Here is a 17,462-nt window from a genome sequence, read left to right as displayed (position 1 = left end):
ATAAAAACAGTGGGCATAGTGCCGCTCCTGCTTGTGCCTCCCATGTTATTTCAGATAGATTTCAGGGACTCTATCTTTAAAGATGGGCATATAGGTGCGTATCTCTTCAACTTTCTTCGTGTCAATAGTGACGAAGCCAGCTTCTTCTCCGTCTCCTGCTTTATATACAACCTGTCCCCAAGGATCAATCACCATAGAGGATCCACCAAAAAGGGTCCCTTTTGATGTCCCCACACGGTTACATGCCACAACGTACATCTGATTTTCGATGGCTCTTGTTTGAAGGATATTTTCCCAGTGGTCAATACGCACAGTAGGCCATTCTGCACTAACGAAAAGTACTTCGGCTCCATTAACGGCATAGGTTCGAAGCCATTCACAAAAGCGGATATCGTAACAAATAACACACCCAGCTTTTGTCCCATCGATGGAGAAGAGGCAAGATTTTTTGCCTGGGGCCAGATATGTATCTTCGCCCATAAGGCCGATAAGATGTACCTTATCGTAAAAAGCAATAAGTTCACCTTCCGGAGAAATAACTTGGGCGCGGTTAACGAACCTATTCCCACTCTTGGCTAGGACAGACCCTCCTACAAACCACACATTATATGTGCGTGCTAACTCACCAAGAAAATGTGCGGCTCCTTTCCCCTCAGGGTCTGCAAGCTCTTCAGCTTGTTCCAATGCGTAACCTACGTCCCATATCTCTGGAAGGACAATAGCTGTCGGAATCTCCGTTGGGGTAAGAGTCCGTTCTAACCATTTTTGTATATTAAGGCGATTGGCTTCTCTGTCCCCTATTTTTATATCAAGCTGCAGCATTCCAATTCTGAGCATAGGCACTCCTCCTTAATTCCGATCTGGCAACCTACGAACAGTGTACGTATGGCTTATAGACCGCTTTAGGACGGGATCATTCAGTTCCATCCTGAAATCGCCTTCGTAACAGATTTCGCCTTTGAGAGGTAACGTTCCACTGAAATAGGAAAATTTCCCGGGATAAGGTTTATCTTCTGTTGCCAGTTCTAGAAGTCGTTCTGGTATCAGAAGGCTCGCGAGGGTTCCCTCCTGATAAAGATACTCCTCTTCTTGTGGTGTTTTTCGAACCCAAGATCGTAGCTCTATTTCATCCCAATGAGGGCGAATATCGCTCATTTTCCAAAAAACGTTTCCAATCACCTTGCTGCAGGCTTGCTTGGCCTTTGAAACAGAGACGGTCTCCAATGCCCGATCTGTATGATCGCTGGCAACTGTCATAAAGAGGTTGCCGCCCTTATCTGCAGCAACAAAAAATTCTACTTCACCAGAACAGCCATTTCCTACCACCCATAAAATGGTATTAGTGGTTATACGTTCCGGATCGATCCAGTACATACTTGGAGTTTTTTCTGGTGCAGGGACGCCAATTTTTCTCAACTCCTCTACGTGGGCCATAACACCGGCTTGATCCCGACCAGCATAACCAATGGCTACACAAAGGTCCCATTCGAGGCAAATTTCTTCAAACCTTCCGTTATCTCTTAAAGCAATACTATGAAAATTCATGAGCTTTTCCTTTTCCTCCTTTCTGGATTAGGACATTTTTTTGTCATATAGAGCTTGATCCATAGCTACCATGCGCTTATGGAGAATCAATTCTGTATCGTCGAGATGTGCCAGTAGGGCTTTTTTGGCTTCCCGCCTCTGTCCATTTCGAACAGCACTGCAAAAAACAGAATGATCAGCAAGGACTCTGGGAAAACGCTCTTTCCCTGCGGCCATAGCCATGACTCCAAGCCATATCATTTCTTCGCTGATAGCATTCCAAAATTTTTGGAATCGAACATTCCCAAAAACCGAGAAATTCGCTGAATGAAAGTTTTGGTCTGAAGATATGAAAGAGTACAGGTTGTCCATGGAGTCTTTCATCTGTGAAATATGTTCGCTCATAACATCGGCTGCCTGTCGGTGGAGTTTTGCATTGAAAATAAGATTTAGCATAGCTGTTTCAAGAGTGCGTCGAACCTGGAAGACTTCTTTGAGGTCTTCCACTGAGACAGAACGAACCTGAATATTTTTTCGGGCATGAATTTTTAACCATCCTTCCTGAGAAAGACGATGAAGAGCTTCACGAACGGGAGTGCGACTTACCCCTAAAGAGTCTGCAAGAACTCGCTCTTGGAGAATAGCTTCAGGGGGGTATTCGAGAGAGAGGATGGAGGTTTTTATTTTTTGATATACAGATAAAGCTAAACTATTATTCTTCATCTGGCATACCACCAATAAAAAAGATTTTTTAGTTTCTTATACAGGTCTGTAATTAGAATGTATAGCAAGATAAAAAAACTAGTGTTTAAGCATGTTTACATGATATTTATAAAACAAAAAATATTTTTTGTCATCACCTAAAGAGGAGGCTAATAGTTTTTATCTTTTATTTATCTCAAACTAGTATACCAATAAATTTTTATGCCCTAAATTCGAGAATAAAGAAAATGGGAATATTAAGATTTTGAGATTCAATCTATTTATATCTGTAACGATGTTTAAAAATAACTGAACAAAAATAGACCCCCAGTCATCTTTTTGGATGACTGGGGGTCTATAAAAAACAAGTTTATAAAAATATAGAAGAACTTCTTCGCCTGTTTTATAACGAAGGAGGTTCGTCTCCTCGTAAGGATCCTTCGATTTCGTTGATTTTCTCTTCAAAACCATAAATTGTAGGATCAATATCATCGACTGTCTGATTTAATTCCCTCATGCTGCGGAAAGAATATCCCGGGGGAAGATGATTGGCATACCGTTTAATTTTTAAAAGAGATTGAAGATAATTTCGTTCATAAGGAGCGATAAGTTGAGCGGCAAAAAGAGCTTCTGGCTTTTCTTCTGCAAAAAAGAGTCTTGCCATTTCCAGATTTTCATCAGCGCTCATTTCTTCGTACCAAATTTCTGCCAAAAGGGTTCTAAATCGTTTCCGGTGCTGGGGACGTACCATTCGTCGCAGAGCCCGATCTATACGTTGCAGTCCTTGGCGGAGTTCCCCTCTGAGAATGGCCGGATCCATAGGAGGGAGAGAATATTTACTAATATAATCTGCCTCATCGTTAATATGTATTTCTCGGCGGAGAAGTTGCCCCCACGCTGGGCGTAAAGAGACTGAAGCTGCTTCTGGGTCAATATGGAGCAATTCCTTAAAAACGTCCCCTGTCTCATAGCCTCGATGCTCGCAAGGAGATTGAGAAAGCCATGTTACATATCCTGTTTCAAAGAGGCCTTTTCGTCCTGCCCGCCCGGCCATCTGTAAAAATGCGTTTTTGCTGATAGGCGCATTGTCATGAAACTGCACGAGCTGGGCAAAAATAACGCTTTCTGCTGGCAGGTTGACACCAAGAGCTAGAGCATTAGTTCCCACAACTACATCGAGAATACGTTCGCGAAAAGCGGACTCTACAAGAAGCTTCTCTTTGGGAAGCATGCTTCCATGATAGATTCCTACCCCGCATAAGAGAGGCATTTGGACCTTGGGGACATCAAGAATCGTAGCCAGCTCATAGAGTCGAGTTCGTTGATCTTTAGGAATGCGGCGACGAGTTCTTGCAATGGAGTAAGCTAGATCCATGGCTCCTCGCTGAGAGAAAACAAAGACGAGGGCATCATGTATATTGTAGATTTGAGCGGGTTTTTTAGGGGTATAAATCAACTCTGTAGCCCGTTCCTCCCCTTGGTAAACCACAAAAGAACGTTCGGTAATAGACTCTAAATACCTTCCGATAGCTCCCGGTTCGCTGAAGGTTGCGGACATGACGAGAATTGAGGTAGTGGGGGCCGTTTCTCGAATGCCGTCTATGTAGGTCCGCGCTCGGTCTGGATCCTCAAAAATATAGTGAAACTCGTCAATAATCAATTTTTGGTGAGGAGCCTTTGTATATTTTAGGGTATAGATTTCCTGAGTGCAGCAAATAATAGGGGCCTCTTCGTTTCTTTTGAAGTCGCCAGTTTCGATCCCTACATCGAATCCCATACGTCGAAGGTCCATATATCTTTCATTGCTCAATGCTTTTATAGGAGCTGTAAATATAACCCTTGATATATCGGGAATTTGCGGGTTCCCTTCTTTATCAAGGAGTCCAGACCAAAGATAGGCAACAAGAGTTTTGCCTGACCCTGTAGGGGCAGAAAGAACGGCATTTTCTTCCCGTATTTTTTTATATGCCTCTATTTGCCACGGGTAGAAGCTTTTTACCATATCTGCTGAGATCTCCCTTTACTTAGATAATACCTTCCAACTTATTATTTTTATATTATATCAGTACAAAAGAAGGGGCTGTACAGCCCCTTCTCGAAAAGTTGTTTATTTAAAGATCCTTTAACGTTTCGTCGGATCCAGGTGACGAGCAAAACCCTGGGTGATCCTATCTATGGCAATAGCCATAATGACGATGCTGATTCCTGCTTCGAAACCGCGTCCCATGTCGATACGGTTAATAGAAAGAAGAACCTCCTGCCCCAACCCTTGAGCGCCGATCATTGAGGCTACAACTACCATAGACAGCGCCATCATTGTTGTTTGGTTAACTCCAGCCATAATAGTGGGCATAGCTAGCGGAAGTTGCACCTCTTTTAGCAATTGCCACGATGTCGCTCCATACGCGATAGCCGCTTCTTGAGCTGGTTTGGGAACTTGTTTGAGCCCGAGAGCTGTTAAGCGTATTACTGGCGGTAGAGAATAGATAAGGGTGGCCAGTACAGCTGGGACTTTCCCCAAACCAAAAAACATCATGGTTGGAATGAGATAAACAAAACTTGGCATCGTTTGCATGGCATCCAAAATAGGATGAAAAATAGGCCCTACACAGTGAACTTTTGCTATGAGTATCCCCAGGGGGACTCCCATCAAAAGTGCTAAAATTACTGCTGCAACGACGATGGAGAGTGTTCCTATAGCAAGTTCCCATAATCCAAAGACTCCTATAATCAGGATAGACATGGGTAAAATGATCGTTGAGCATAAACGTTTTGTAGCTTTCCAAGCTAAGAAGCCTACGAGGAACACATAGCCCCACCAAGGGATTGCGCTTAACAAGTTTTCTATTCCTAGAAGTACCTCTAAAATGCCGTTGGCGATACTGTCGAAGGTAGGGGCTAACTTTTCAAGAAGATAGTCCACTCCACTATTTACGAAATCTGCAATATGAAATTCAAGCGTTTCCGGAAATATGTTTTTTCTCCCCTTCCTTTTATATCTCGTTGATATTGTTTTCCTTTAAAAAGATTCTTTATTAGCTATTTCTAACTGATGCCGTTTGTCCTGGACAAATCGCGCAACGTAGCTATCAGCTGGATTTGCAAGAATATGGGTAGGACGACCTGTTTGAACAATAGTCCCGTTTTTCATGATAGCCATCCTGTCTCCAAGTTGTATGGCTTCATCCAAATCATGCGTGACGAAAAAGATAGTCTTATGAAGCTCTTGTTGAAGGCGGGCAAGTTCGTCTTGCATCTCCCTTCTTATAAGGGGGTCAAGGCCACTGAAAGGCTCATCCATAAGCAAAATAGGAGCGTCCATTACAAGAGCTCGCGCGATGCCTACACGTTGTCTCATTCCTCCACTTAGAGATTGAGGGTAATAATTCTCCCATCCTTCCAAGCCGACATGGTTCAAAGCGGAGCGAGAACGTTCCTCCCCCTCTTTTTTTGAAATACCCTGTAGTTTCAACCCAAAAGCTACATTTTGGAGTATTGTCTTATGGGGTAGTAATCCGTAATGCTGAAAAACCATGGCTACGTGCTTTCTCCGAAATTCGATAAGCTCTTTTTGAGAAAGAGCCGTAACTTCTTGCCCGTTTGCTTGTATTTTCCCAGATGTAGGTTCAATGAGGCGAAGAATGCATCGAATCAACGTAGATTTTCCACTTCCTGAAAGGCCCATAATGACAAAAACCTCTCCCCGTCTGACTGAGAGGGATACACCTCGTATGGCCACTATAGTGTCTTCTGATTTGTCAAGTTGAGCAATCAGGTCCTTGTTTTCTACATCTATGTTCATATTATTTCTTGCGTAGACCTTCCATAGATCTTTTATTTCAAGGACTGTTTCTAGATTTTTATTGTTCTGGTTCTGTATCATCCTAAAATGTCCCCTTTTTCAAGGGCCATTTCAATTTTTTTAATTATCACTTCATCTTGAACCCATTCCTTCCAAACCCTCGAATATGTTTTTAAAAACCAGATCGCTGTTTCCATAACAGTGGAATTCGTGTCTCTCATGTAAGCTAGAGCGTTGTTATTTTGGTCGATAGTGGTTTGATATCTTTTTAAAAATTCTGCAATATCAGGGTTGGATAGAACGAATTGGGAGTTTGCCAAAATTAAGACCTTTGCTGAAGGAAAAGCACATTTTCGAGTGGTTTCCCATATTTTTTTATTGTAGGGAGGCTCCTCTAACTTTGTCATGGAGTATTTACCCATAATGGCTGTAGGCTCCCAATAGTAGGCCAAAATAGGTTCACCTTTTTCGTAAGCTGAAGCGATGGCTGATGCAAGAGCTGTCTGAGAACCAGGGTCAAAAGCTTCATATGTTTTATAAAGATTGTAAGCTTTTAACTTATTAAGGTTGATGCTATGAACTTTCCACCCTGCCGGGCCATTGTAAAATCGACCTTTTGAAGGCTCCTCCGGATCTCTAAATAACTTCCAATATTTTGGGAGATCCTTTACGTTTTTCAGAAGGGGAGCTACAGGTTGTAACTTGCGGGCTTTGTCCCCTTTTATTACATAGGTAGGCACATACCACCCTTGCGGTGCATCGGGGAAATTTTCTCCGAGGGATACAACTTTTCCCTCTTCTTGTGCCTTTTGCCACCATTCATGAACATTATCTGCCCAAAGTTCCATGGTGATTTGGGCATCTCCTCGTTCGATGCCAAGAATCCCTGGAAGAGATTCTGCAAACATATAATCAGTTTCTCTTCCATAGCCATACGTTATGATGTAGCCAGCTATCCGATTGTGTATTTGTACGCTATCCCAGCTGAAGTCAATGAAAGTTACTTTTTCTTCTGCTGCTCGTAATGGCAAGGTTTCAACAGTGAGAATAATCAACATACATACGCCTATAAGTATGGTTTTCCTTAAAAAGTTTTTCTTCAAATGTATCCACTCCTTTTGATGGGATGGTAGATATACTGGTGAGGGAAATAGAGCAGGTATTTCCGAACATAAAAAAGAAATCTCCCTTGTTTGAAGGAGAGTGCCTTAAAACAAATACTGATTCGTAGTATTAAATAGGGGGATATACAACACAGAAAAAGGGGAGATATTATGACTCCCATCTACTGGAAAAGCGTTTATATATTTTGCTTAATATGATTGTTGGGTTCAAACACAATAATTACAACCAGATCACTGTGAAGTATAGAACAAGTAATGCCCAAATTTCTCTTTTTAATTCTATTGTCTAACTCTCCAACCCTTTAACCCTTTCAGTCACCTTCCTTCGTGAGCGCAAGGTTGCTTGCTTCGTAGGGCCTGTGAGCGCAATGGGGCAAATAGTAACACTGTACAATAATTTAGTCAAGAAAACATTCTCTGAGTTATGAATGGACCCTTCCATTTACGTAGGGTTCGGTATATGATCAAAGTCGTCTGTATAGCTTGAAATAAAAGGGCTGAAGAAACAAGGAGGAAACGGTGTGTATAGCATGTGGAAGATAATAATTTCCGATCTTCTAGAAGAGAGTGAAAATCAGTGTCTATACTCCATGATTCCTAAAGAAGAGGAAGAAAAGAGAGGCTTAAAAAGCCATATTTTTTGGCAGCAGATTGGTGATGAGATAACAGCTCTCGCAGCCGATAGAAATTTGCCTTTTGAGGCAGTAACAGAATATTTAAAAAAAGCGAAAAAAAATTATGGAAAAAGAGTTTCTCTTTATATAGAAAAGTAGAAGAAACTCTAGGTAAAAAGGAGACATACTTTGGTTATTGACGTTTTATCCGCATCTTTGATCTCTTTATTGAAAGAGGCGGGAGATATTATTAAAGAACGAAAGAGTACATATATTGCTCGTCGAAGATCGTTGTCAGACTATACAACGGCAACGGACATGGAAGTAGAGCGATTTATAGTTAGTCATCTCCAAAAGCTTTCCCCGGAAAGTGTTATTGTAGCTGAAGAATCGTCATCGTCTCGCGATAAAGCTCAACTTTGCAATAAGGCATTTGTGCTTGATCCTATCGATGGAACGGTAAATTTTTATCATAACTATCCTGCTTTTGCCATTTCTCTAGCATATGTTGAGAGGGGAACTGTTCAAAGGGGTTATATTTACGATCCCATCAATGAAGAGTTTTTTTCTGTCGTGAGAGGAAAAGGGGCTTTTTTAAATGGCACACCTATCCGTGTTTCGACAACATCAACTCTTTCAGAAAGTCTTGTTGGTTTCGGAACTGCTTACAATAAAAAGCTCGGGAAAAAAGAAATTTCTCTTGTAATGAAAGTCTATGAGCAGTGTCATGACGTGCGTCGGCGAGGAGCGGCCTCTCTGGATGTTGCTTATGTAGCTTGTGGAAGACTTGATAGCTATCTTGAAATGGATCTGAAACCTTGGGATTTTTATGGGGGAATTCTTCTTCTTGAGGAAGCTGGAGGGCTTGTAACAGATTGGAGTGGTAATCCTATTCAGGGGCTTGGAAATCAGGATGTTCTCTGTAGTAATGGGTTCATTCACAATGAAATACTTGCGATCGTAGAAGGAAACCGATCACTTATACAATAAAGAGAGATTATAAAGTACTTTAAAAGTTAAGATCTTAAAGCAAATCTTTGTATGTAGGGCGTTTTTATATTTCTATTGTCCGGGGGGATTGTACAGGTGCCACTCTCAAGCATATTTCAGGTTCTGGGTGGTGTTGGGCTTTTTCTGTTTGGAATTAAGCTTATGAGCGATGCCTTGCAAGATTTGGCAGGAGACAGACTACGCAAGTTGATTGGCTCGCTTACCAGCACACCAGTTCGAGGCGTTCTTATTGGGACATTAGTTACGATACTTATTCAAAGCAGCAGCGGAACGACGGTTATGACGGTGAGTTTTGTTCATGCAGGTCTAATGACCTTGAAACAAGCAGTAGGGGTTATTATGGGGGCTAACATAGGAACGACTGTAACAGCCCAGATCATAGCCTTTAAGTTTAAAAGTTTTGCTCTCCCCGTCATTGGTGTAGGTATGATTCTTGCTGTTTTCGGTAAATCTAAGCGACGAAAGTATATTGGGAATGGGCTTGTAGGGTTTGGTCTCCTTTTTTTAGGAATGCAGACTATGGAAAGTGCAATGTCTTTTCTTCAGGGACGAAAAGATCTCTTCTTGCTTTTCGGCCGCAGCCCCCTTTTAGGCGTTTTAGTAGGAACTTTAGTTACTATGGTTGTTCAGGCAAGCTCTGCTACCATTGGTCTTACCATTGCCATGGCAAGCCAGGGACTTCTATCTCTTGATGCGGCAATTCCTATTCTTCTTGGAGATAATATAGGTACGACTATAACGGCTGTTATCGCATCTTTAGGGTCTAATAGGTCTGCGAAACAAGCGGCAGCGGCTCATGTGATGTTTAACCTTATTGGGGTATTTATTTTCGTGCTATTTTTACCAATTTTCAAAGCGGCAGTAGTTCTTACATCATCGGAAATTGCCCGACAACTTGCCAATGCCCATACTCTTTTTAATGTTGTTAATACCCTTCTTTTCCTCCCCTTCACTTCGCCTTTTGTAAAAGTTATTCAAAAGATGGTCCCCACTAAGGATAATGGAATACGGGTTGGGCCCCAATATTTGGATCCTAAGCTTGTTGTGGCATCTCCCGCGGCAGCTGTAGATGCTATTAAAAAAGAAATCGCTCGTATGGGAGTTGTGGCTCTTTCTATGTTACAGGGGGTAAAAAAAGCTTTTCTTGAGAACGATTCAAAGATGGTCGAAGAGGTAAATGAATCGGAGAAAATATTGAATGAGCTCACCCATGCTATCGCAAAATATGCTGCGGAAATATGGCAAGAAGGCTTGCCGAGTGATCTTTCCACAGTTCTTTCTTCTTATGTGAATGGAATTAGCGACATAGAAAGAGTTGGTGACCACTGCCAAAATTTAATAGAACTATACGAGTATAAGGTGGAACATCGTCTGGATTTTTCTCCTGTAGCCTTGTCGGAGTTTGAAGATATGTTCGATACAGTCTTCCGTTCCGTAACCCTCAGTCTCGAATCGGTGGCAGAAGAAGATATAAATAAAGCTCATGAAGTGATAGATGTGTTAGAGGTAGAGGTGGATAGAAAAGAGAAATCTCTTCGGAAAAGCCATATCAGGAGATTGAACCGGGGGGAATGCCAGCCATCGGCTGGAGTCATTTTCATCGATATTTTAAGTAACTTGGAAAGAATTGGAGACCATGCCCATAATCTTTCCTTTATAGCTATCGATATAGCCAAAACTCATCGCCATTAATCGTTGTCGTCTTTCGGATCAGTAAAGCGAGGGGGAGTAAGAGAGATGGAGTCATCCATTTCTGTAAGGTAGCGCCAGTACCTCATTGGCATATTCCTTTTCTGGAGTCCTTTGTTCCTTCGAGATGTTATAGTAACGCTATTGAAAAAGGTCTTCCAGAGCTTTTGATACTCTTTCTCGCCTTGTGGGACATTGAGAGATTTTTGGAGATGAAAGTCCGTTTCGTACCAACATCGCTGATCGTAAATCAATGCCTTGCCTCTCCCCGTGTCGTGAATGACCCAATTTTGATCAGCCATTCTGTGAGCGAAGTGGTTACCGAGTAGAGGCAATATATAGTGTTCCGGGGCGATAGGGGCGTAAAAAATGCCTCCGAGATCTTTGAAACGCAAAATGCCGCAAAACATATGACGCTCTCTCGATACTCTCCTTTGTGCGTCAAGTGTTTGCAGAACACTTTCATTAGAAAATAGAGTTTGAGCTTCTTTCCCTCTTTTCCAAACCATCTCTAAATAATTAAAAATGGCCATATCTATCTGAGGAAATTCTCCGTGGAAGGCATAATATGCAGTTGTGAGAGCTTCCTGTCCTCCTCGCTCCTTCAATAAAGTATAAACAGCTCCTGCTATTTTAGGGCGAGTGCCCACATGAATAGTCTGGAAAAGGTTTTGTTGCTCTCGCTCTTGAAACCTTCTGATAATGTTCTCTGGCCGAAGCTGCCTTAAAGAAGCTTCAAAAATAGTGCATAAAAGACCATCAAAAGTACTATCGTAACTGTAAATGATCATGATTCAAAGAGAAAGAGCTGCTGCCCATACGATGTGAATTTACTTCGCTCTGCTAAAAAGTGGTGGCGGAGTCTCGTCTCATCCATAGTTTTATCTCCGCGAAATACTCCATTGCATGTAATAAAATACTGAGCTCGCTTTATAACGACTCCGAGGCGGGAGAGTAACTCAAAAGAGATGATATTGTTTTTTCTCGCAACAACAATTCTCTTGGCGGATTTTACGCCAATGCCTGGAATTCGAAGAAGCTGCTCGTACGAAGCTTTGTTGACCTCTACAGGGAAAAATTGGATGTTCCGCAGCGCCCAATCTGTTTTGGGATCGAGATCCAGATCAAAATAGGGCCTCTTTTCATCAAGAAGCTCACTGGCTTTGAAACGATAGAAGCGAAGTAGCCAATCAGCTTGGTACAGCCTGTTCTCTCTCCGCAAGGGGGGTGTTGATAGCGCTGGAAGCAATGGGTTATCAGAGACCGGAACATAGGCAGAATAATATACTCGCTTGAGGTTGTAGTGAGAGTAAAGGTTTTCAGAAAGACGAAGGACAGTAAGATCATCTTCTGGGGTTGCCCCTACAATAAGCTGTGTACTCTGTCCTGCCGGAACGAAAAGAGGGGCTTTCCTGCCACGCCATGTTGGCTTTCCCAGCTGATTTTCTTCAATGCGTTTCGTGAGGTGTTTCATAGGACGCAAGATCGACTCCTTGCTTTTCTGGGGAGCGAGCAATGTAAGGCTTTTTTCTGTGGGGAGTTCAATATTGACGCTCATGCGATCAGTGTATTGTCCAACAGCGTCAACGAGCGCTGGATCAGAACCTGGAATCACCTTTGTGTGTATATATCCGCCGAATCTATGCTTTTGCCGAAGAAGCAAAAGTGTTTGAAGCAAATACTCCATTGTATGGTTAGGAGATTTATACACGCCAGAGCTCAAGAATAGACCTTCTATATAGTTACGGCGATAAAAATTAATGGTGAGTCCGGCAAGCTCCTCTGGAGTGAACGTAGCTCGTGGGCGGTCGACACTTCGTCGATTTACACAATAGGCACAGTCATAGATACAATCGTTTGAGAAAAGAACTTTCAGAAGAGAGACACACCGGCCATCAGCAGTCCACGAATGACATATTCCTCCAAGGCTGGCGTTGCCTATTCCTGACGGATTTTTACGTTGGCTTCCGCTGGAAGAACATGATACATCGTATTTAGCTGCATCAGCAAGAATAATAAGTTTCCCTTCCGTGTCCATTTTTTCCCCTTCCATTCTCTTAGGATACTGTTATTATGGTTCGGGGACGGCTGCAGCCCCGGGGATGCAAATTCGGGGGCATTCCCGGGGAGTCTCCTCCACCCTCTATTATATCCTTTCCATTCCCCCATAAAAAAGGTTTTAAAGAGAATTGTCATCTATTTTTTAGATATGGTTGACATATAAAGATGCCTTCGTTTATAGTGCATTAAGACGTGGATGGACGCATGTCTGGCGTTACATTTCGTAAACGCCCAATCGCCTGCAGAATTGGAGCGGATGTGTTATGGAGTCAATATATGAGTATATTCGTCGCACAGGTACTATATCAATACCATTGAAAAAACTTCTTTCTTGGGCAGAGACAGTTCCCCTTAAAGAGATTTTAGAAGCCGCTGATACTGTGAAACAAAAATATGCTGGTACGGGTGTGGAACTTTGTTCTATTTTGAATGCCAGGTCTGGTCGATGTAGTGAGGACTGCGCTTTCTGCGCTCAGTCGGCTTGGTGGAATACACATTGCGCTCCGAAACCCCTTATTTCTTTTCCCGAGGCTCTTTATGAAGCTCAACAGTGCGAAGCGAAGGGCGTTCATCGTTTTTCCCTTGTTACAAGTGGTCGTTGTCTTTCTGTTGAAGATATGGACCATCTCTGTCGAATATATGAAGGGCTTGCTTCAAAAACATCGTTGCGTCTCTGTGGGTCTCATGGCCTTATTACTGAGAAACAGGCTCGTCAACTAGCTTCAGCTGGAGTAAGCCGATATCACTGTAATTTGGAAACTGGACCGAACTTTTTCCCCTCTATTTGTTCTACCCATACTATAGAAGATAAGTTGAAAACCCTCTCTTGTGCTCGTCGAGCAGGTCTTGAGCTTTGTTCAGGAGGGATTATGGGGTTGGGAGAGACCCTTCAAGATCGTCTCGAAATGGCGTCTCTTGCTGCTCAGGCAGGGGCTGTCTCGTTCCCCTTGAATATCCTCACCCCTATTCCAGGAACTCCTCTGCAGGATTGCCGCATTCCTCAGGTACACGAAATACTGCTATCAGGAGCTCTTATTCGTTTCCTTCTCCCCCACGCTACTCTTCGTTATGCAGGGGGGCGAAAGGCCCTTGGTGTCCACGTGGTAGAGGGGCTCCACAGCGGAATAAATGGCCTTCTCACAGGCGATTATCTTACGACAACTGGACAATCGGTGGAGGAAGATTTAAAGATGGTTGCTTCCGCCGGGCTCTCGGCTAGTGTTCACGATATGACTCTGTTCCCAAATGGACTTCTCCGGAAAGAAGAGCCTCGGTAGAGCCATTTTTATGGCGCACAACGAGATGGCCTGATGAATCGATGTCTATTGCGGTGGCAGTAGTGACTCCCTGAGAGCTTTCATATGTAATTTCCTCTCCGATGAGAATAGAAAGCTCTCGACAAATGCGCAGATAGGCAGGATGGAGATGTCCTTCAAGAAAACCCTGGTAGAGAGGCTCAAAGATGTTGAGAATAGCGGCCATGAGGCTTTTACGATCACATGGGGTGCCTTTTTCTATCTGTACCGATGTAGCAACAGAACAAATGTCTGTTGGGAAAGAGGGAGTGTTAACATTTATTCCTATGCCAATAATGATATGTTCAATGTGGTCGAGCTCGCAGCTCATTTCAGTGAGAATGCCACATACCTTGCGCTTCGATAAAAGGACATCGTTGGGCCACTTGATTTGAGGAGACAACCCTAATTCCTGAAGAGCCGTAGCTACGGCAGCAGCTCCTACCTGAGTGACGGAAGCGGCTAGAGACGGAGCTAGATCTGGACGAAGGATGAGAGACATTTGGATGGATGTACCAGGTGCGGAAAACCATCCTCGGCCAGAACGACCGCGTCCTGTAGTTTGGTGCTCTGCCACGACAACGCTTCCGTGTGTTGCTCCTTCGCGAGCTAGTTTCCGAGCCTCTATGTTAGTGGAATCCAGCTTCTTATAGTGCAAAATAGGGTGACCGAGATGGGTTGTGGTCAGGAGGGGTTCTATTTCGTAAGAGTTGAGCAGGTCTGGAACATGTATAAGACGATAGCCTTTACGGGAAGAGGAGTCTATTTCATATCCCTCTTCTCGTAATTGCTGGATATGTTTCCATATAGCAGTGCGGCTGACCCCGAGATCCTCGCAGAGAGCTTGTCCAGAAACGTATGTTCCCTGGGCTCTTTTTAAAATATTTATAATATGTTTTCTCAAAAAATCGCTCCCTTACCATAACAATATATGGAGATATCGTCCTTGCCATAAACTATGCCTTGCCTTGTAGGGCTGTGCTATCAAAACAATTTACAGTAGTATTGTCTTCCCAAACATTATGCCTGCCCATGCAACAACAGCGGTTTGAGGCGGAACGCCATCGCCGATAAAAATTATAGCACTTCATTCCAATAATTATTGTCATGGGAGAAAAGTAGGCTATGGGCTGCCTTTAGCCGTAAATCCCCGAAATATATTCAGCTGTCCGTTCATCCTGAGGCTGACTAAAAATAGTCGAGGTACAGCCTTCTTCTACTATTTCTCCATCGAGCATGAAGAGAGTTTTATGAGCTAATCGTCGCGCTTGGAATAGATTATGAGTTACGATAATAATCGTATAGTGTTCACAGAGCTTCGCAAGCATTGTTTCTATGTTCAGAGTATTTTTTATATCCAAAGCAGAGCATGGCTCATCGAGAAGTAGGATTTCCGGCTCTACGGTAAGAGCTCTTGCAATACACAATCGCTGCTGTTGTCCACCGGAGAGGAGAGTTGCTTTCATAGAAAGATTATTTTGTACTTCTTCATAAAGCCCCGCTATTTTTAGCTTTTCTATAATGATAGTATGAATATTCTCTTTTTTATATCCATAATATCGAAGAGGATAGGCCATATTATCGAATATGGAGAGGGGAAAAGGTGTTGGTGTTTGAAAAACCATACCAATTCTTCGGCGAACCTTTTCAGGTTGTAGCGAGAGAATATTTTCTCCATCAAGTAAAACGTGCCCTTCTGTAATGGCACCTTCCTCCTCGTTAATAAGTCGGTTCAAACTTTTTAGAAAAGTAGATTTTCCGCACCCTGAGGGGCCAATAATGGCTGTAATCTGGTGAGGAGGGATAGAAACGTTTATTCCTTTCAATATAACCTTCCCCCCAAAGGATACAGATAGGTTGCGGGTTTCAAGCATAGGATCCATTTGCTACCCTTCCTTTCTGTGCATTCTTATAAAGATGGGCACACTATTTAAGGCTAACAGGATAATGATAAGGACGAGAGCGGTCCCATAAGCTTTGCTTAAAGAGATTCCTTGTCCTACAAGAATATAAAGATGATTAGGTAAAGCCATGGCAGGTGAGAAAAGACTACGAGGCACAGGGGCGAAGAGGACTGCTCCAGTAAAGAGTATAGGTGCTGTAGCTCCCATGGCAAAACTGCCCCCCAAAGCGATGGCGCTAGCTATATCTCCTAAACTTGCAGGGAAAACAAGGTGGAAAAGAGTCCAGGTTCTTGTAACGCCTAATGCTAATGAAGCTTGGACAAGTTGAAGAGGAAATTCCCGAAAAGATTTCTCAACGCGGACCTCTATAAAAGGGAAAATCATAACACCGAGAATAAGTCCCCCTGAAAGAAGCGATACACCTAACTTGAGAGTAACTACGAAAAAAGCGTACCCAAAGAGCCCCAAAATAATAGAAGGTACTCCTGCCATAGAGTAAATAAAAAAGTGACAAAGACTGGTAATGCAAAGATTTTTATTGTAAAAAACCAGCCAAATAGCTGTGGGAATGGCAAGTATGGATCCGAAAAGGCAAGCAATGCTTGTAAAACCGAGACTTCCCATAATGGCAGGCCAAATTCCCCCCTCTATCCCAAGAGGGAATCCTTGGGGTGTTCCCAGCAGAAACTGGATGGAAAGCTCGTTAATTCCATGAATGAATATATAGCCTAGAATAATGGCCAGTGATGCGAAGGTCAGGCATATACTTATGAAAAGCCAAATGCGAATTCCCCGATAACGACGGAATCTATTCATTACGCATCTCCTTCGAGACTTTTTTCGATTATAAAAAACAGGGTATTAAAAACAAACAACACGAACATGAGTACGAATCCAGCGGCGAAAAGAGCGCGATAATGGGGGCTTCCAACGTGGGCTCCCCCCATTTCCAGAGCGATAAGGCCGGGAATTGTTTGTGCTTTATGAAGAAGCTTGGGAAAAATGGGACTGTTCCCTATCACCATCATGACGGCCATCGTTTCTCCCATAGCTCTGGAAAAAGAAAGAATCAGAGCAGAAAAAAGGGCCTTAGACATGGAAGGGAAGAGCAAATATCGGATCATATGCCAACGGGAGACTCCAAGGGCAGTAGAAACGTGTTTGTAGCGGCGAAGAATTTTTGTTGCAGATTCATGACATGTAGAGATAATGTAGGGTAGAATCATAACAGACAAAAGAATTCCCCCAGCCAATATTGATTCTCCAGACGAGAAAGAGAAGTGGGTCTCAAAAAATTTTACGATGATTAAAAGCCCTGCGAATCCGTACACTACAGAAGGAATCCCAGCCATAAGGTCAATAAGCGGAAGACAGATGTTTGGGAGTTTATTGCCTGCTAGTACAGAAAGAAATGTGGCAACTCCTACTCCGATAGGGAAAGCTATGGCGGTGGCCAGCACTGAAACATAAACAGTAGCTGCAATCATTGGCGCCAGACCAAAAGCTGGAGGCGTAGCAAGAGGATTCCAACGCTGTCCTGTAAGAAAGGCCCGTAGAGGGGTATTTTGAAAAAATATCAGGCTTTCTTTTGCTATGAAAAGGAACATAAAAAATAAAAGGGAGACAGAAAGGAGAGTCACTCCTTTACATATTATTACAAAAAACCTCCCTCTTTTATCCTCCTCGACGAAAAGATAAGAAGAGTTTTTCACAAGCAAGAACCTCCTAAATTATGT

General features: G+C 42.9%; 17 protein-coding genes. 4 read left to right on the top strand and 13 right to left on the bottom strand.

What is annotated here, in order from left to right; translation table 11 throughout:
* Nucleotides 1–45: 45 nt before the first annotated feature.
* From B4J50_RS05115 to B4J50_RS05085, 7 genes are all read right to left on the bottom strand, one after another.
* The gene (locus tag B4J50_RS05115) at nt 46–837 is read right to left on the bottom strand and encodes a carbon-nitrogen family hydrolase (RefSeq protein ID WP_024821230.1); all 792 of its coding nucleotides are present in this window, start codon (nt 835–837) and stop codon (nt 46–48) included.
* Between the two features lie 12 nt (nt 838–849).
* The gene (locus B4J50_RS05110; protein ID WP_024821229.1) at nt 850–1,545 is read right to left on the bottom strand and encodes a DUF2848 family protein; all 696 of its coding nucleotides are present in this window, start codon (nt 1,543–1,545) and stop codon (nt 850–852) included.
* A gap of 27 nt (nt 1,546–1,572) precedes the next feature.
* Nucleotides 1,573–2,247: a GntR family transcriptional regulator gene (locus B4J50_RS05105; RefSeq protein WP_024821228.1), complete on the bottom strand. Its 675-nt coding sequence runs from the start codon at nt 2,245–2,247 to the stop codon at nt 1,573–1,575.
* 382 nt (nt 2,248–2,629) lie between these two features.
* The gene (locus B4J50_RS05100; protein WP_286847759.1) at nt 2,630–4,228 is read right to left on the bottom strand and encodes a DEAD/DEAH box helicase; all 1,599 of its coding nucleotides are present in this window, start codon (nt 4,226–4,228) and stop codon (nt 2,630–2,632) included.
* 120 nt (nt 4,229–4,348) lie between these two features.
* A complete protein-coding gene (locus B4J50_RS05095; RefSeq protein ID WP_333593012.1) occupies nt 4,349–5,200 on the bottom strand; it encodes an ABC transporter permease in 852 nt (283 codons plus the stop codon).
* A gap of 45 nt (nt 5,201–5,245) precedes the next feature.
* Nucleotides 5,246–6,109: a betaine/proline/choline family ABC transporter ATP-binding protein gene (locus B4J50_RS05090; protein WP_286847761.1), complete on the bottom strand. Its 864-nt coding sequence runs from the start codon at nt 6,107–6,109 to the stop codon at nt 5,246–5,248.
* A complete protein-coding gene (locus B4J50_RS05085; protein ID WP_286847762.1) occupies nt 6,106–7,131 on the bottom strand; it encodes an ABC transporter substrate-binding protein in 1,026 nt (341 codons plus the stop codon). Before B4J50_RS05085 ends, B4J50_RS05090 begins: the two co-directional genes overlap by 4 nt.
* A 542-nt stretch (nt 7,132–7,673) precedes the next feature.
* On the opposite strand from B4J50_RS05085, the gene B4J50_RS05080 reads away from it, so the two are divergent.
* The 3 genes from B4J50_RS05080 (at nt 7,674) to B4J50_RS05070 (ending at nt 10,469) form a co-directional block, all read left to right on the top strand.
* Nucleotides 7,674–7,925, top strand: a complete 252-nt coding sequence (locus B4J50_RS05080) for a hypothetical protein (protein ID WP_286847763.1) — start codon at nt 7,674–7,676, stop codon at nt 7,923–7,925.
* A 30-nt stretch (nt 7,926–7,955) separates the two neighbouring features.
* Nucleotides 7,956–8,756 carry an inositol monophosphatase family protein gene (locus tag B4J50_RS05075; RefSeq protein ID WP_286847764.1) on the top strand — a complete coding sequence of 267 codons (801 nt, stop codon included), beginning with the start codon at nt 7,956–7,958 and terminating at the stop codon, nt 8,754–8,756.
* A 96-nt stretch (nt 8,757–8,852) separates the two neighbouring features.
* Nucleotides 8,853–10,469: a Na/Pi cotransporter family protein gene (locus tag B4J50_RS05070; protein WP_286847765.1), complete on the top strand. Its 1,617-nt coding sequence runs from the start codon at nt 8,853–8,855 to the stop codon at nt 10,467–10,469.
* Here the strand turns inward: B4J50_RS05070 and B4J50_RS05065 are convergent.
* Both B4J50_RS05065 and B4J50_RS05060 read right to left on the bottom strand, forming a co-directional pair.
* A complete protein-coding gene (locus tag B4J50_RS05065; RefSeq protein ID WP_286847766.1) occupies nt 10,466–11,257 on the bottom strand; it encodes a TIGR03915 family putative DNA repair protein in 792 nt (263 codons plus the stop codon). The genes B4J50_RS05070 and B4J50_RS05065 overlap by 4 nt on opposite strands.
* Entirely contained in the window at nt 11,254–12,504 is a 1,251-nt protein-coding gene (locus B4J50_RS05060; RefSeq protein WP_286847768.1) for a putative DNA modification/repair radical SAM protein, read from the bottom strand. Before B4J50_RS05060 ends, B4J50_RS05065 begins: the two co-directional genes overlap by 4 nt.
* A 286-nt stretch (nt 12,505–12,790) precedes the next feature.
* Here B4J50_RS05060 and bioB point away from each other — a divergent pair, with 286 nt between their 5' ends.
* Nucleotides 12,791–13,804, top strand: coding sequence for a biotin synthase BioB (gene bioB / locus B4J50_RS05055; RefSeq protein WP_286847769.1), 1,014 nt, complete (start codon nt 12,791–12,793; stop codon nt 13,802–13,804).
* Here the strand turns inward: bioB and B4J50_RS05050 are convergent.
* The 4 genes from B4J50_RS05050 to pstC all read right to left on the bottom strand — a co-directional run bounded on the left by B4J50_RS05050 (nt 13,743) and on the right by pstC (nt 17,438).
* The gene (locus B4J50_RS05050; RefSeq protein ID WP_286953966.1) at nt 13,743–14,726 is read right to left on the bottom strand and encodes a biotin--[acetyl-CoA-carboxylase] ligase; all 984 of its coding nucleotides are present in this window, start codon (nt 14,724–14,726) and stop codon (nt 13,743–13,745) included. The two genes, bioB and B4J50_RS05050, sit on opposite strands and share 62 nt — an antisense overlap.
* A gap of 232 nt (nt 14,727–14,958) precedes the next feature.
* The gene (locus B4J50_RS05045) at nt 14,959–15,648 is read right to left on the bottom strand and encodes a phosphate ABC transporter ATP-binding protein (RefSeq protein WP_286847773.1); all 690 of its coding nucleotides are present in this window, start codon (nt 15,646–15,648) and stop codon (nt 14,959–14,961) included.
* Between the two features lie 60 nt (nt 15,649–15,708).
* Nucleotides 15,709–16,542, bottom strand: a complete 834-nt coding sequence (locus B4J50_RS05040; RefSeq protein WP_286847775.1) for a PstA family ABC transporter permease — start codon at nt 16,540–16,542, stop codon at nt 15,709–15,711.
* The gene (gene pstC / locus B4J50_RS05035; protein WP_286847776.1) at nt 16,542–17,438 is read right to left on the bottom strand and encodes a phosphate ABC transporter permease subunit PstC; all 897 of its coding nucleotides are present in this window, start codon (nt 17,436–17,438) and stop codon (nt 16,542–16,544) included. Before pstC ends, B4J50_RS05040 begins: the two co-directional genes overlap by 1 nt.
* Nucleotides 17,439–17,462 lie beyond the last annotated feature (24 nt).

This window comes from Aminobacterium sp. UBA4908 (assembly GCF_002398115.1).
GTDB lineage: Bacteria > Synergistota > Synergistia > Synergistales > Aminobacteriaceae > Aminobacterium > Aminobacterium mobile.
The sequence above is the reverse complement of the archived record's forward strand: the minus strand, read 5'-3'. Positions and strand labels throughout refer to the sequence as shown.